Source organism: Streptomyces sp. NPDC030838 (assembly GCF_055572035.1).
The window spans coordinates 40,435-55,924 of sequence record NZ_JBVIED010000018.1 but is presented as its reverse complement, the minus strand read 5'-3'; the positions used below and the strand labels follow the sequence as shown (position 1 = coordinate 55,924).

Genomic DNA, 15,490 nt, shown 5'->3' with positions numbered 1-15,490 from the left:
CTCTGACGTATTCGTCCCAGCCACCGGCCAGTCTGCACCCCATCACTGACAGTCACCCCTCAGGACGCCGTCGCCGCAGGTCGACGGCGGTGTCGGCGGCCGGACCGCTATCCCGCCGCCACCGCACGGCACAGCCGCAGCAGCTCCTCGTCGCCCAGGACGTCATGGCTGCCGTAGCCGTCCGTCCGCGCCGTGTGCCGGCGGCGGGTGGCCAGTTCCGCCTCGGCCAGGTCCCGCAGCGGCGCGGCGGCCGCTCCGAGCGCGGCGAGGCACTCGGCGATCGGCGGGCGGGTGTAGGGGTTCTCCTCCCAGGCGCCGCGCAGGACGGGCGCGACCGAGGCGGCGTCGCCGGTGATCCGCGCGAGCGCGCTCGCGGCGGCCGTCCGGTCCCACAGCCGCTCGGCCCCGGTCAGGCCCCGCAGCGCGGGCACCGCGGGACGGGCTTCGGGGCCCAGCCGCTCCAGCACCCGCGCGGCCGCCCGCACGTCCGTCTCCAGCGCGCGCACCAGCACCGGAAGGACCACGTCGGCGTCCCGCTCCACCGCCCAGCACGCCTCGGCGGCGGCGACCGCATACTCCGAGCGCAGCAGGCGCCGCATCAGCGGCAGGGACTCCCGGGCGGCCGGACCGAACGCGGCGAGCGTCCGGAGCGCGAGCGGGACGAGTGTGCCGGCGGACGGGTGGGAGCCGTTGTGCAGCCGCCGCAGCAGCCGCAGCACCGCCGGGGACGCCTCCGCGTCGCCCAGCTCACGGAGCGCCGACAGCAGCCACGCGATCCGGGTGACCGGCTCCGGCCCGTCGAGCGGGGACTCCTCGAGCCGGTGCCGCAGCGCCGGGGCGAGCGGGGCCGCGGCCGGGCCCAGGTGGACGACCGCCGCCGGTGTGTCGTCCGGCACGACCGGTCCCGCCAGCACCTCGGCGAGCAGCGGGACGGCCCGCACGTCCCCGGTCCGGGCCAGGGCCCTGAGCGGGTGGCCCAGGCTCGGCGCGCCGTGCTCCCACCGCCGTATCCACAGATCGGGGCGCGAGGTCACCAGCGCGGCGAGCGGGTCGGCGGCCGGGGCGGCCAGGGCGAACAGGTCCTCGAGCACGGCCACCGCCGCGTCCCGCAACCGGTCGTCCTCCTCGCCCAGTTGCTCCCCGATGAGCGCGACGGGGCGGGCGTAGTCGGCCCGCCAGGTGCGGAACAGGCCCGCGGACATCCACACCGCGTTGCACCGGTCGACGGCGTCGGGGCTCGTCAACTGCCCGTTGAGCAGGGCGATCCGGTCGTCCACGCGGTCGTCGAGCGCGTTGTGCAGGGTGCGCAGCAGCCGGGAGCCCTCCTCGTCCGAGGGGCGCAGCCGCCGCAGCCGGCCGACCAGCGTGTCGGTGTCCGGACGGTCGGGCTCGCCGGGACCGCCGGGCCGTCGCCCGGACCGCTCCCGCAGCAGCCGTACGACGGTGGGCACGAGGTCGGCCGGGAGACGGTCGGGCGCGCTGCCCGCGAGCTGGCCGAGCGCGGCGAGCCGCAGACCGGGGCCGTGCGGCGGCGCGGTCTGCCCGACCAGCAGCTCCACGGCGCCGTCGGCGTGCCCGGGGTGGCGCCGGACGAAGCGGCCCAGGCTCTCGGTGAGGGCGAGCAGGACCCGGTCGTCCCGCTCCGCCGTGATCCGCTCCCGCAGCAGGGCGAGCACGCGCGTGGGCTCGTCCAGGAACGGCACGAGCGCCTGCGCGGCGGCCTGCCGCACACCCGGGTCGGCGTCCCCGGCCAGCCGTGCGAAGACCTCGGCGCCCGCCCGCACGGCGGCCCGGGCGGCGGCGCGGTGCCTGCCGGGGTCGTCCTCGTCGTCTTCCCAGTCGTCGCCGTCGTCTTCCTCGTCGTCCCCGTCGTCCGAGTCGCCGGCCCCGTCCTCGTCGTCCCCGTCGTCCGAGTCGTCCTCCCCGTTGTCCCAGTCCTCGTCCTCGTCCTCGCCGTACCCTCCGATGCTGACCAGCAGCTCCACGATGCCGCCCCGGTCCGCCACCTCCTCGCTCGCGATCAGCGCGAACAGGAACGGCACACAGGCCAGCGTCGAGTCGTACACGTCTCCCTGGTGGTGCACCGCGCCGTACATCCCGTCGAGCGCGGTCTCCCGCTCGGCGGGGTCCGCGGAGGCGAGGCCCCGGAGCAGTCCGGGCACGTCCTGCGCGCTGCCGTACGCATGCCGCATCGAGGCCCAGTCGACCTCGTCGATCCCCGTGAACACGTCGTCCTCCCCCAGGCGTGGTGCCGGTCGATCGTGAGTCTGCACCACGGCACTGACAACGCGGGAAGCGACCGGCGACCGTGCGCCAAACCCCGCGCGGGCGGTCAGCCGTCGCCGGGGAGCGCCCGGTCGAGGATCGCGTCGAGGTCGGCCGCCTCGGGAAGCGTGCCGAACGCGTAGCCCCCGTCGCCGCCCAGCCGTGTCGCGCAGAAGGCGTCGGCGACGGCCGACGGCGCGAACCGGACGAGCAGGGAGGCCTGGAGGGCCAGCGCCATCCGTTCCACCAGCCTGCGGGCCCCGACGGGCGACGCCTCGGCGAGGCCGTCCTTCAGCCCGCTGACCGTCGCGTCCAGCCGAGGGTCCGCCCCGCGGGCCAGGGCGAGTTCGGCGAACAGGGCCTCTGCCACGGCGGGTTCGCGGCCCAGCGCCCGCAGGACGTCGAGGGCGTTGACGTTCCCGGAGCCCTCCCAGATCGACAGCAGCGGAGCCTCGCGGTAGTGCCGGGGCATCCCGGAGTCCTCGACGTAGCCGTTGCCGCCCAGGCACTCCAGCGCCTCGGCGGTGAAGGCCGGGCCGCGCTTGGTGACCCAGTACTTGCCGACGGCGGTGGCGATCCGGCGCAGCGCCCGCTCCCCGGCGTCCCCGCGCACCGCGCGGTCGGCGGCGCCCGCCAGCCGCAGGGTCAGGGTCGTCGCGGCCTCCGACTCCAGGGCGAGGTCGGCGAGCACGTTGCGCATCAACGGCTGGTCGAGCAGCCGCGCCCCGAACGCGGTCCGGTGCCGCACATGGTGCCCCGCCTCCACCAGGGTCTTGCGCATCAGGGTCGCGGAGGCCATCACACAGTCCAGGCGGGTGCAGTTGACCATCTCGATGATGGTCTTGACGCCCTGTCCCTCGGGGCCGACCAGCCAGGCCACGGTGCCGTCGAACTCCGGCTCGGAGGAGGCGTTGGAGCGGTTGCCCAGCTTGTCCTTCAGCCGCTGAATACGGAACGTGTTGCGGGTCCCGTCCGGCAGCACGCGCGGGACGAGGAAGCAGGAGAGGCCGTCCGGGGCCTGCGCCAGCACCAGGAAGACATCGCACATCGGCGCCGACGTGAACCACTTGTGCCCGCGCAGCGTGTAGACGCCGGGTTCGGCGGTGGGCGTGGCGGTCGTGGTGTTCGTCCGTACGTCGGACCCGCCCTGCTTCTCGGTCATCCCCATCCCGGCCAGCAGTCCCCGCTTCTCCGTGGGGATCCGCAGGCCGGGCTCGTACTCCCGGCTGGTGAGCAGGGGTTCGTAGAGCTTGGCCAGCCCGGGCTCGCGGCGCAGGGCGGGGATCGCCGCGTACGTCATCGACGTCGGACAGCCGTGGCCGGCCTCAGCGTGTCCCCACACCAGCCCGCCCGCCGTCCGCGCGACATGGGCGCCGGGCCGGTCGTCCGCCCAGGGCGCTCCGGCCAGCCCTGCGGCGACGGCCACCTCCATCAGGTGGTGCCAGGCGGGATGGAACTCGACCTCGTCGATCCGGTGGCCGTAGCGGTCGTGGGTGCGCAGCACCGGTTCGTGCCGGTTGGCCAGGTCGCCCCACTCCTGTGCCTGCTCGCTCCCGGCCCGCCGGCCGAGCCGCCGGATGTCCTCCTCGGCCCACCCGGCACCCTCGCGACGCAGGCCTTCCAGGAGGGCGACGTCGTCCGCCGCGTCGTACGGCGCGAGGGGCGGAGGCTGGTTGGTGACGGCGTGGGTTTCGGCGTGGGCGGCGTCCTGCTGCGGGTGCGCGACTGTCGAGGCCATGGAGGGAGTGTTGCACTTATGCTGCGACCGCAGCAATACTGCAACACCCAGCTCCGCCCCGTACAGTACGAGCCCATGCCGACGAACGAACCCGACCTGCGCCCGCTGTCCGCGCGGTCGGTCGTGCTGAGCCTGCTGCTGGGCGCGCACCCCCCGGAGCTGCCCGCGAAGGACCTCGCCCGCGTGGTGGCGCCGTTCGGCGTCGGCGGCTCGACGCTGCGGGCCGCGCTCAGCCGGATGACGGCCGCCGGGGATCTGCGGCGCACCGGCACCGGCTACCGCATCGGTGACCGGCTGCTGGAACGCCAGCGCCGCCAGGACGAGGCCGTACGGCCGCACACGCGCGCGTGGGACGGCGACTGGGAGATGGTGGTCGTCACGGCGACCGGCCGCGGGCCCGCCGAACGCGCCGAGCTGCGCGCCCGGCTGGCCTCGTTGCGCCTCGCCGAGCTGCGCGAGGGCGTCTGGCTGCGCCCCGCCAACCTGCGCCGCCCGCTGCCGGACGACCTCGACCGGGTGGCCCAGCACTACACGGCCCGCCCCGGCCGGCCCGCCGCCGAACTGGCCGCGGCCCTGTGGCCGCTGGACACCTGGGCGGCCACCGCGCGGACCCTGCTCGACCGGGTCGACCGCGCCCCCGGACCGGTCGAGCGGCTCACCGCGTTCGCGGCCGTCGTCCGCCATCTGCTGGCCGACCCGGTGCTGCCCGCACCGCTGCTGCCCGCCGACTGGCCGGGTACGGCACTGCGGGCCGCTTACACGGACTACCAGCGGGAGCTGGCGGCGCAGGTCCACGCGCGCGTGGAGCGCGGTTGACGCGCCGGACAGCGTGACGGCCGTACGAAGCGCCGTGCGGGGGCGCTTCGTACGGCCGGGTTCACCGGGGGACACCGCTCCTAGCGGTAGGTGATGTCCGAGGTGGAGTACAGGCAGTTGGTGCTGTCCGGGCCCGTGCCCACCGCCGTGTTGTTGTTGTACTTCTGGCAGGGGATGACCTTGCGGCTCGCGTCGTTGAGGATCGTGATGTTCCGCAGCGTCGCCACGTCGTTGCGGTTGACGTTGATGCCGACCAGCCGCGCGGTGGTGCCGGTCCCGGTCACCTCGATGGTGTTGAGGTTGACCTTGCGGGTGTACTGCGTGGAGCAGTCGCCGCAGGACCGGTACAGGGTCTTGAACTCCTGCACGGCGAAGTTGGAGATGTTCACCGTGCCGCCGCCGTTGTGCTGGAAGACCTTGTCGGTGGCCTTCTTCGCGCCGCCGCCGATGACGTGGTACGTCGCGCTGGTGCCGCCCCGGAAGGTGGCCGCGTCCTCGCCGACGTCCTCCCACCAGACGTTCTGCAGCGTGCAGCTGCCCATGCAGTGGATGCCGTCGGCGCCGGGCGCGCCGATGATGACGTTCTTCAGCGTGACGCCGTCGGCCAGCTTGAGGATCGGCTGCTGGTTCTCGTCCTGGTCACCCGTGCCGAGGGCGCCGCTGCCGTACAGGCGCTGCATCCCGTAGTCCTTGGAGGCGTTCAGGGTGATGGTGGCGGTCACCGGCTGACTGCTGGTCGGGGTCGGCCAGGTGGCGGCGTTCGCCGACGGAGCCCCGGTGGTCATGAGCATGCCAACCGAGACCCCGAGGGTGGCCAGCGCGCCGGTCAGTGCGCGCCGGCGGTCGCGCGGTCGTGTCGCGGAGGCCGTGCCCCGATTCCTCGTGTGGGGGTGTGTACGCATGCGGGTGCGTCCCTTCGGAAGTGCTGGCGTCGTTCCTGTATGTGACTGTCGTGCTCCTTGCTGAACGCCCGGTGTGACTGACTTGACCTTTTCGGCCTTGGCGGATGCCAGCCGGTCACACTGTTGAACGGACCGTAGAGGGCAAGCGCTTTCTGGTCAACGCTTCGCGCAGAACGGATTCGGCCAGTCCTGAGGCGAAGGGGGCCCGGTTGAACGTTGGCGCGGCGGCTCCCGTGTGACGGTGTGGGAGCGCTTCCACGGGATCGCGTTCCCTTCACCGATGACCCCGAGCCGCGATCAGGAAGGGACAACCACGTGTCCGCCACCGCCGGCAACACCGCGAGGAGACCTCTGCGTTCGGTACTCGTCGCGCTCTACGGAGCGCTGGTGCCGCTGCTCGCCGCGCTGCTGCTCACCGCGCCCCCGGCCGCCGCCCGCACCGACGCCGCCGCCGACGTGCCCTACGCGACCCTCACCGAGGTCACGAACTTCGGCAGCAACCCCAGCAACCTCCAGATGTACCTGTACGTCCCGGAGAGCGTCACCCCGAACCCGGCGGTCCTGGTGGCCGTCCACTACTGCACCGGCTCCGGGCCGGCGATGTACAACGGAACCGAGTACGCCTCGCTCGCCGACCGCTACGGCTTCATCGTCGTCTACCCGTCGGTCACCAGGTCCAGCAAGTGCTTCGACGTCTCCTCGCCCCAGGCGCTGCGCCGCGGCGGCGGCAGCGACCCGGTCGGCATCAAGTCGATGGTCGACTGGGTCCTCACCACCTACGACGCCGACCCGAAGCGCGTCTTCGCCACCGGCATCTCCTCCGGCGCGATGATGACCAACGTCCTGCTCGGCGTCTACCCGGACGTGTTCGCCGCGGGCGCCGCCTTCGCCGGCGTCCCCTTCGGCTGCTTCGCCACCACCGACGGCTCCGAGTGGAACAGCGCCTGTGCCAACGGCACCGTGACCCGCACCCCGCAGCAGTGGGGCGACCTGGTCCGCGGCGCGTACCCCGGCTACACCGGCCCGCGGCCCCGGATGCAGCTGTGGCACGGCACCGAGGACGACGTGCTGCGCTACCCGAACTTCGGCGAGGAGATCAAGCAGTGGACGAACGTCCTGGGCGTGAGCCAGACCCCGGCGTCCACCGACACCCCCGCCACCGGCTGGACCCGCACCCGCTACGGCGGCACCGGTGACCGGGCTCCCGTGGAGGCGGTCAGCCTCCAGGGTGTCGGGCACAACCTGTACGCCTACGGCACCATGGGCGCCCGCGTGCTCACCTTCTTCGGCCTGGACGGCCAGGGCCCGGCCCCGCAGCCGCAGCCGGCCGGCTGCAAGGTGACGGTGACCACCAGCGCCTGGAACACCGGCCTCACCGCCTCCGTGACCATCACCAACACCGGCACCACGGCGATCAACGGCTGGAAGCTGGGCTTCACCCTCCCGGCCGGCCAGACCATCACCAACGGCTGGGGCGCCACGTACGCACCGGCCTCCGGGGCGGTGACGGCCACGAACGCCGCCTACAACGGCACGATCGCGCCGAACGCGAGCGTGAGCATCGGCTACCAGGCGAACCACGGCGGCACCAGCGCGTCGCCGGGCGCCTTCACGCTCAACGGAACGGCCTGTACGACCGCCTGACCGACGGGAGCGTTCCGAAGGCCGCCCGGTCGACGGGCGCCGCGCGGAGTGGCCGGGGAAAGTGCCCCGGCCACTCGTGTTTCCTCCGCTCCCCACGGGTGACTAGGTGTTTTCCGGGAACTCGGGCCCGTGCACAAGCCGATCTGCAGGGAGGCGGGGAGCGTCATGACACGGCTGAAGCCGTCGTCCGTCATCACGGAGCCGGTGCGGTTCACCGGTTCGGCGTTGCGCCGGGTGCCCGGCGCGGGAATGGTGAGCAAGGCCGCCGAGAGCACGCTGGACACGGTCGGGGCCGTGTCACCGCGCGGGCGCCGGATCGCCGTCTACACGGGAGCCGGGCTGCTCGGCGTCGCGGGCGTCGTCGAATGGCCCGTCGCGATCGCCGGGGCGGCGGTGGCCTGGCTGACCCAGCCGAAGCCCGGACAGCAGGAGGAGAAGCAGGAAGCCGGAGCAGGCCGCGCGCCGGCCGCCAGGGCGACGACCAGCGCCGCCTCGCAGCGGGCGGCGTCCGGCGGCAGTACGACGTCGATGACGACGAGCCGGGCCATGGGTGAACCGCCGTCCGACACCCCTACGGCGGCATCCCCCGGCCGTACGACGCTGAAGACGCACGGGGCCGGTATGACGACCATCAAGGCGGCGACCGCCCACCGGCGCACGGCGTCCCGGCGGCACACCGCGACCACGAGCTGAACCCAGGTGACACACACGAACCGAGGATGGGCGATGGGGTTGCTGACGGGGCCGGTGACGGCTGTGTCCGGGGCCCTGCTGGCCGGGCCCCGGCTGCTGGCGCGCGGAACCGCGCCCGCCGTGGGCATGGCCGCGGGCGCCGCGGCGGTGGGCGCGCGGGCCGGAGTGCGCGGGGCGGACTCCGCCGTCCGGGTCGCCCGGGTGGCGCGGGCCGCCGCGCTGCCCGGCCAGCGGCGTGACTGGCGGTCGGGGCGGCGGGCGCACCTCGCGCTGAAGACCGCCGCACCCGAGCGGACGCGCGAGGAGGGCGGGACGGCGCACGCCGCCCGGCGGGTGGCCGCCGCCCTCATGGAGCGGCCCGACGTGGCCTACGCGTACTGGGACGGCGGGCTGTCCCGCCTGGTCGTGGCCGCGAGTGAGGCCGCCGTCGCCGACACGGTGCTGGAGAAGGCGGCCGACCTCGCCGAACGGTACGGGCTCACCCCCGACGACGAGTCGGTGGAGGAGTTCGCGCACCCCGGCGACCCGATCGGGGTGCGCACCGCCGTGGCCGCGCTGGGCGCCGACGCGCTCGGCCTCGGGGCCGCGTTCACCGCCTCCGCGCTGCGGCTGCCGCCCTCGCCGAAGTTCGTGACGGCGGGCAACACCCTGCTCCGTGAGCACCCCCGGTTCCGCTCCTGGCTGCGCGGGCGGCTGGGCGACTCCCGCGCGGACCTCGTGCTGGCCACCCTCAACGCGGTCGTCCACGGCGCCGGACAGAACCCCGTCGCCCTGCTGCTCGACGGCTCGCTGCGCACCTGCGCGCTGGCCGAGACGCTGACCCGGGCGGCCGCGTTCGACGCCGTCCACGACCGGCTGTGCGTGCCTTACCGGGACGGTGTGGCCATGGACCGGTTCCCGCGCCCGCCGCTGCGCCGGACGCCCGCCCAGGAGTACGCCGTGCACGCCGAGTCCGGCAGCCTGGTGGGCGCCCTCGCGACCCTGATGGTCAAGCACGACGCGACGGAGGCCGCGGAGGCGGTGCTCGCCGGTTCCCCGAAGGCCGCCCGCTACGGGCCCGCCGCCTTCCACGCCGCCCTCAGCTGCGCGCTGGCCCGCACCGGCGTCATGATCCGCGACCAGCAGCGGCTGCGCCGCCTCGAGACGGCCGGGACGGTCTTCCTGCACCCCAGCGCGCTGCGCACCGCGGACGGCGACGCGGACCCGTGGGCCGAGCCGGTCCTCGACGCGGCCCGCCGCGCGGGGCTGCGCGTGGTCGTGGGCGATGATCCCGCCCTCGCCGACTTCATCGGCCTCGCCGACCACATCGTGCCCGCCGGCCGACCGCCCGCCGAGGCGGTGGAGCGGCTGCGCGACGGCGGCTGTGTGATCACCGTGGCCCGGCCCGCGTCCTCCGACGACATCGACGTCCTGGAGGGACTGTTCGCCGGGGACCTGGCCGTCGCGCTCGCCGACCGCGACGCGGCCGTCGCCTGGGGCGCGGACGTGCTCACCCCGGACGGCCTGCCCGACGTGTGGCGGCTGCTGGCCGCGGTGCCCGCCGCCCGCCGGGTCGGGCGCCGCTCGCAGACGCTGGCCCGGTCCGGCGCCGCCCTGTCCGGGCTGCTCGTCGCCGTCGGCGAACAGCGGCGGCAGAGCGGCAACCCGTGGCTGCCCGGACTACGCCACGCGCCCGTCGACGCCGCGGCCGCGGCGGCCCTGCTCGGCGGGGTGCGCGCGGCCGTCGGCGTGGCGCTGGCGCGGGCCCCGCACCCCCGGCCGCGGGTGGCCTGGCACGCGCTGGACCCGCGCTCGGTGCAGGCCCGGCTGGCCGACCGGCTGGAGGCCGAGGAGACCGCCGTGGAGCAGGCGGTGGGCCGGGTGCGCGAGGCGGTCGGCACCCTCGGGCGGAAGCCGGCCATGGCTCCGGCCCGCTGGTCGTTCCGGCTCGCCCGCGCCGTACGCAACGAACTGGACGACCCGCTCACCCCGGTGCTGGCGGTCGGCTCGGCGGCGTCGGCGATCCTCGGCTCGGTCGCGGACGCACTGCTGGTGGTCGGCGCGCTCGACCTCAACGCCCTGGTCGGCGGCCTGCAACGGCTGCGGGCCGAGCGGGCCCTGTCCGGACTGGTCGCCGAGCAGAAGCAGAAGGCGCGGGTGACGGCCGACGGCATCGGCCCGGCCGTGGAACGCCGCGACCGGCGGCGGCACGGCCCGGGCACCGTGGACGCCGCCCGGCTGGTGCCCGGCGACGTGATCGAGCTGAACGCCGACGACGTCGTGCCCGCCGACGCCCGGCTGCTGTGGGAGGACGGCCTGGAGGTCGACGAATCGGCGCTGACCGGCGAGTCGCTGCCGGTCGACAAGCAGGTGGAGCCGACCCCGAGCGCCGCCGTCCCGGACCGCCGCTGCATGGTGTTCGAGGGGACGACCGTGGTGGCCGGGCAGGCCCGGGCCGTCGTCGTCGAGACCGGCGACCGCACCGAGGCCGCCCGCGCCGTGCACCTCGCCGCCCGCACCCCGCCGGCCGCGGGCGTCCAGGGCCGGCTGCAGGAGCTCACCCGCCAGGCCCTGCCGCTCACCATGGCGGGCGGCGCCGCCGTGACCGGGCTGTCGCTGCTGCGCGGTGCCCCGATCCGCGAGGCGGTCAGCGGAGGCGTGGCCGTGGCGGTCGCCGCCGTCCCCGAGGGCATGCCGCTGGTGGCGACGGTGGCCCAGCTGGCGGCGGCCCGGCGGCTCAGCCGGCGCGGCGTCCTGGTGCGCACCCCGCGCACCCTGGAGGCGCTCGGCCGGATGGACACCATCTGCTTCGACAAGACCGGCACTCTCACCGAGAACCGGCTGCGCCTGGTCCGGGTCGCCGAGGCCGACGGCACGGTCCGCAAGACGGGCGAGGCGGGCGACTCCGAGGTGCTGCGCATCGCCGTACGCGCGTGTCCGCAGCTCAACGGCGACGGGGAGAAGCCGGTGCACGCCACCGACGAGGCGGTGCTGGAGGCGGCGGGCCAGGACCCGGAGTGGACGCAGACCGAGGCGCGGCCGTTCGAGGCGGGCCGCGGCTACGCGGCCGCGGTGGGCCGCGCGGCGGACGGCGTCCGGGTGTTCGCGGTCAAGGGCGCCCCCGAGACCGTCCTGCCCGCCTGCCGCGACCTGCCCGAGCACGCGGCGGAGACCGCGCAGGCGCTGGCGCGCGACGGTCTGCGGGTGCTCGCCGTGGCCAAGCGGCGCCTGGCCGACGCCGAGAGCGACACGGACGTCTGCGACGAGCCGCCCCGCGACCTGGAGTTCACCGGGCTGCTCGCGCTGGCCGACGTGGCGCGCGAGACGTCCACCGCCCTGGTGCAGGGGCTGCGCGCGGCGGGCGCCCGCCCGGTGATGCTGACCGGCGACCATCCGCAGACCGCCCGGGCGATCGCCCTGGATCTGGGCTGGCCCGAGGACACCGCCGTCGTCACCGGCGACGACCTGGCCGCCGCGGACCGCGCCGAGCGCTCCCGGATGCTGCGGGACGCGGACGTCGTGGCGCGGGTCGCGCCCGAGCAGAAGCTGCAGGTCGTGGAGGCGCTGCGGGACGCCGGCCGGGTCGTCGGGATGGTCGGCGACGGCGCCAACGACGCGGCCGCCATCCGGGCCGCCGACGTTGGCGTGGGCATCAGCGCCCGTGGCTCGGCCGCCGCCCGCAACGCCGCCGACCTGGTGCTCACCGACGCCGACCTGACCGTCCTCGTGGAGGCGGTCGGCGAGGGCCGCGCCCTGTGGCACAGCGTCGCCGACGCCGTCGCCATCCTGATCGGCGGCAACGCGGGCGAGGTCGGGTTCGGCATCCTCGGCACGCTGCTCGCGGGCTCCGCGCCGCTGTCGACCCGTCAGATGCTGCTGGTGAACCTGTTCACCGACCTGTTCCCGGCGATGGCCGTGGCGGTCACCCCGAAGCAGGACCCGGCCGACACGCAGTCGGGCGGGCCGCTGGGCACCTCGCTGCTGGGCGCGCCGCTGATGCGGCAGATCCGGCACCGGGCGCTGACCACCTGCCTGGGCGCGGTCGCCGCCTGGCTGTTCGGCCGGTTCACCCCGGGTACGGCCCGCCGTACGACGACGATGGCCCTGTGCGCCGTGGTCGGCACCCAGCTGGTGCAGACCCTGCTCGACCGCCGCGACAGCCCACTGGTCCAGCTCACCGCCCTGGGCTCCGCCGCCGCCCTGGTGGTCCTCGTCGAGACCCCCGGCGCCAGCCGTCTGGTCGGCTGCACCCCGCTCGGCCCGGTCGCCTGGGCGGGCGTCGCGATGGCGATCACCCTCGCGGTGGCGGGGCAGCGGGTGCTGCCGGAGCTGGAGCGGACGGTGCTCCGGGTGGCCCGTGCGGGCGGTTCACAGAGCAGGTCCCAGGACCGACCGGCCCGCCTCGGTCCGGCGCGGCCGGCACCGGCCGTGACCGAGGTGTCCGCGGCCGTCGAGTGAACGGCGGGCGGGTGTTCAGACCGACCGGTGGTACTGGTCCGGCACCCGTACCTCCCCGCCGAGCTCCCGGGCGGCATGCCGGGCCCACGACGGGTTGCGCAGCAGTTCCCGGCCCAGGAGCACGGCGTCCGCCTCGCCGTTGGCGAGGATCTTCTCGGCCTGCTCGGCATCGGTGATCAGACCCACGGCCGCGACCGGCAGCGAGGTCTCGGCCTTCACCCGGGCGGCGAAGGGCACCTGGTAGCCGGGGCCGGTGGGGATGCGGACGGCGGAGGCGTTGCCGCCGGTGGAGACGTCGAGCAGGTCGATGCCGTGCGCCTGGAGGTCGCGGGCGAAGCGGACGGTGTCGTCGGCGGTCCAGCCGCCCTCCTCCAGCCAGTCGGTCGCCGAGATACGGAAGAACAGCGGCTTGTCGTCCGGCCACACCGCCCGTACGGCGTCGACGACCTCCAGGGCGAACCGGGTGCGGTTCTCGTACGAGCCGCCGTAGGCGTCGGTGCGGTGGTTGGAGTAGGGGGACAGGAACTCGTGGATCAGATAGCCGTGGGCGCCGTGGATCTCGGCGATCTCGAAACCGGCGGCGAGGGCCCGGCGGGCGGCGTCGGCGAACTGGCCGACGATCTCCCGGATCTCCTCGACCGTCAGCTCGCTCGGCACCGGGTGGCGCTCGTCGAAGGCGACCGGGCTCGGCGCGAGCGGCTGCCAGCCGTACGCGTCCGGACCGAGCGGCGCCCCGCCCTTCCAGGGTCGGTCGGTGGCGGCCTTGCGGCCGGCGTGGGCGAGCTGGATCGCGGGGACGGTGCCCTGGTCGGCCAGGAAGCGCGTGATCCGGCGGAACGCCTCGACCTGCGCGTCGTTCCACAGGCCCAGGTCGTACGGCGAGATACGGCCCTCGGGGCTGACCGCGGTGGCCTCGACGATGATCAGGCCGGTGCCGCCGGCCGCGCGGGCGGCGTAGTGCGCGAAGTGCCAGTCGTGGGGCACGCCGGTCTCCGGCCCCTCGGGGGCCGCGGAGTACTGGCACATCGGCGGCATCCACATGCGGTTCGGGATGGTGACGTCGCGCAGGGCGTAGGGCTCGAAGAGGGCGGTCACGGAGGGCTCCGTTCGTCATGGACCGGGGGCTTCACTCGTACGATAGGCATCGTAGTACGGCAGATGTCAAACTACGATGACTCTCGTACAATGGAGTCCCGACGAAGTGGAGCCAGCCGTGACCACCGCCAGTGCCAGCCGCACCCTGCCCCACCCGGCACGCGACGAGATCCGGCTGGAAGACGTGCTCCACGCGCTGTCCGACCCGATGCGGCTGCGGATCGTGCGAGAGCTCGCCGCCGACGGCGACGAGCTCTCCTGTTCGCACTTCGTGCTGCCGGTCACCAAGTCCACCACCACGCACCACTTCCGGGTGCTGCGCGAGAGCGGGGTCATCCGGCAGATCTACCGGGGCACGGCCAAGATGAACGGCCTGCGCCGGGACGACCTAGACGATCTCTTCCCGGGACTTCTCGACGCCCTCCTCGCCGCCGCCGCCCGCCAGTCCGCCCGGCTCGGCGACGGCTGAACCGCCCTTCGCGGGCACGCGGTCGCCCTTCCCGGGCAGGTGGTTGAAGAGCAGGTTGAGTACGATCGCGGTCAGGCAGCCGGCGCTGATGCCGCTGTGCATCACGGTCTGGAACCAGTCGGGGAACTTGTCGTAGACCGTCGGCACGCCCACCGGCAGCACGCCGACCGCCACCGAGACGGCCACCACCGTCAGATTGTGGTTGCCCCTGAAGTCGACCTCGGCCAGCGTCCGCAGACCGCTCGCCGCGACCGTCCCGAACATCACCAGACCCGCGCCACCCAGCACCGGCGCCGGAATCGCCGCCACCACCGCGCCCAGCTTGGGCAGCAGCCCGAGCAGCACCAGGATGCCGCCGGCCGCCGCGACCACCCAGCGGCTGCGCACCCGGGTCATGCCGACCAGACCGACGTTCTGCGCGTAGGCGGTGTACGGGAAGGTGTTGAAGACACCGCCGAGCACGGTCGACAGACCGTCGGCGCGCAGCCCGTCCGCGAGGGCGCGGGGCTCCAGCCTGCGTCCGGTCATCTCGCCGACGGCGATGAAGTCACCGGTCGTCTCCGTCATGCAGACCAGCGCCACGACCAGCATCGACACGATCGCCGACACCTCGAAGACCGGCGCCCCGAAGTGGAACGGCGTGCTGATGCCGACCCAGTCGGCGTCCCCGACCCCGTCGAAGTCCGTGAACCCGAACGGCACCGCCACCGCGAGCCCCACCACGATCCCGATCAGCACCGCGATCCGGCTCAGGAACACCGGCGCGAACCGCTGCACACCCAGCACCACCACCAGGACGAAGGCGGCCAGCGCCAGGTTCCTCGGCTCCCCGAAGTCCTCCGCCCCGACGCCGCCCGCGGCCCAGTTGCCCGCGACCGGCAGCAGCGAGACGCCGATGATCAGGATCACCGTGCCGGTGACCAGCGGCGGGAAGAAGCGCAGCAGCCGGCCGAAGACGGGCGCGAGCAGCACGATCGCGAGGCCCGCGACGATCACCGAGCCGTAGATCGCGGGCAGTCCGCCGCCCGTCGTCCCGATCAGCACCATCGGCGAGACCGCGGCGAACGTACAGCCCTGCATGATCGGCAGCCGGACGCCGAAACGCCAGAAGCCGATGCACTGGATGAGGGTGGCTATGCCGCACACCAGCAGGTCGGCGGTGATCAGGTACGCAAGGTCGGCGGGTGGCAGCCGCATGGCTCCGCCGACGATCAGGGGTACGGCCACCGCGCCGGCGTACATCGCGAGGACGTGTTGCAGGCCGAAGGCGGCGAGTTGGCGGACGGGGGGAACTTCGTCCACGGGGTGCGCAGGGGTGGTTTGAGCCATGCCCGAGACCGTAGGCGCGTTGAACAGTTTGTTGATTTCGGGGGTGTTGCTGATTGGTTTCCCGGTGCCGGTCGTGGATGGTTGCTCGCGCCCACGCGGCGG

At 74.5% G+C, this 15,490-nt stretch carries 10 protein-coding genes; 5 read left to right on the top strand and 5 right to left on the bottom strand.

Annotated features, from left to right (window positions below; translation table 11 throughout):
• Positions 1-107: 107 nt before the first annotated feature.
• A complete protein-coding gene (locus ACZ42A_RS34535) occupies positions 108-2,228 on the bottom strand; it encodes a HEAT repeat domain-containing protein (protein ID WP_468531274.1) in 2,121 nt (706 codons plus the stop codon).
• 104 nt (positions 2,229-2,332) lie between these two features.
• Entirely contained in the window at positions 2,333-4,003 is a 1,671-nt protein-coding gene (locus ACZ42A_RS34530) for an acyl-CoA dehydrogenase family protein (RefSeq protein ID WP_468531273.1), read from the bottom strand.
• Positions 4,004-4,078: 75 nt separating this feature from the next.
• Between ACZ42A_RS34530 and ACZ42A_RS34525 the strand changes: the two genes are divergently transcribed.
• The gene (locus tag ACZ42A_RS34525; RefSeq protein ID WP_468531272.1) at positions 4,079-4,819 is read left to right on the top strand and encodes a PaaX family transcriptional regulator C-terminal domain-containing protein; all 741 of its coding nucleotides are present in this window, start codon (positions 4,079-4,081) and stop codon (positions 4,817-4,819) included.
• 80 nt (positions 4,820-4,899) lie between these two features.
• On the opposite strand, the gene ACZ42A_RS34520 is transcribed toward ACZ42A_RS34525, so the two are convergent.
• Positions 4,900-5,721 (bottom strand): pectate lyase, encoded by an 822-nt coding sequence (locus tag ACZ42A_RS34520; protein ID WP_468531271.1) that lies wholly within the window; start codon positions 5,719-5,721, stop codon positions 4,900-4,902.
• Positions 5,722-6,036: 315 nt separating this feature from the next.
• Between ACZ42A_RS34520 and ACZ42A_RS34515 the strand changes: the two genes are divergently transcribed.
• The 3 genes from ACZ42A_RS34515 to ACZ42A_RS34505 all read left to right on the top strand — a co-directional run bounded on the left by ACZ42A_RS34515 (position 6,037) and on the right by ACZ42A_RS34505 (position 12,495).
• Entirely contained in the window at positions 6,037-7,365 is a 1,329-nt protein-coding gene (locus ACZ42A_RS34515) for an extracellular catalytic domain type 1 short-chain-length polyhydroxyalkanoate depolymerase (RefSeq protein WP_468531270.1), read from the top strand.
• Positions 7,366-7,530: 165 nt separating this feature from the next.
• On the top strand, positions 7,531-8,058 hold the full coding sequence (locus ACZ42A_RS34510; protein ID WP_468531269.1) for a hypothetical protein: 528 nt from the start codon (positions 7,531-7,533) through the stop codon (positions 8,056-8,058).
• A gap of 33 nt (positions 8,059-8,091) precedes the next feature.
• Complete coding sequence (locus tag ACZ42A_RS34505; RefSeq protein ID WP_468531268.1) at positions 8,092-12,495, top strand: HAD-IC family P-type ATPase; 4,404 nt, start codon at positions 8,092-8,094, stop codon at positions 12,493-12,495.
• 15 nt (positions 12,496-12,510) lie between these two features.
• Here ACZ42A_RS34505 and ACZ42A_RS34500 read toward each other — a convergent pair whose 3' ends face one another.
• Positions 12,511-13,590, bottom strand: a complete 1,080-nt coding sequence (locus ACZ42A_RS34500; RefSeq protein WP_468531267.1) for an NADH:flavin oxidoreductase/NADH oxidase — start codon at positions 13,588-13,590, stop codon at positions 12,511-12,513.
• 76 nt (positions 13,591-13,666) lie between these two features.
• On the opposite strand from ACZ42A_RS34500, the gene ACZ42A_RS34495 reads away from it, so the two are divergent.
• Positions 13,667-14,059, top strand: a complete 393-nt coding sequence (locus ACZ42A_RS34495; protein WP_468531266.1) for an ArsR/SmtB family transcription factor — start codon at positions 13,667-13,669, stop codon at positions 14,057-14,059.
• Here ACZ42A_RS34495 and ACZ42A_RS34490 read toward each other — a convergent pair.
• Complete coding sequence (locus ACZ42A_RS34490) at positions 13,979-15,388, bottom strand: nucleobase:cation symporter-2 family protein (RefSeq protein WP_468531265.1); 1,410 nt, start codon at positions 15,386-15,388, stop codon at positions 13,979-13,981. The genes ACZ42A_RS34495 and ACZ42A_RS34490 overlap by 81 nt on opposite strands.
• Positions 15,389-15,490: the final 102 nt, after the last annotated feature.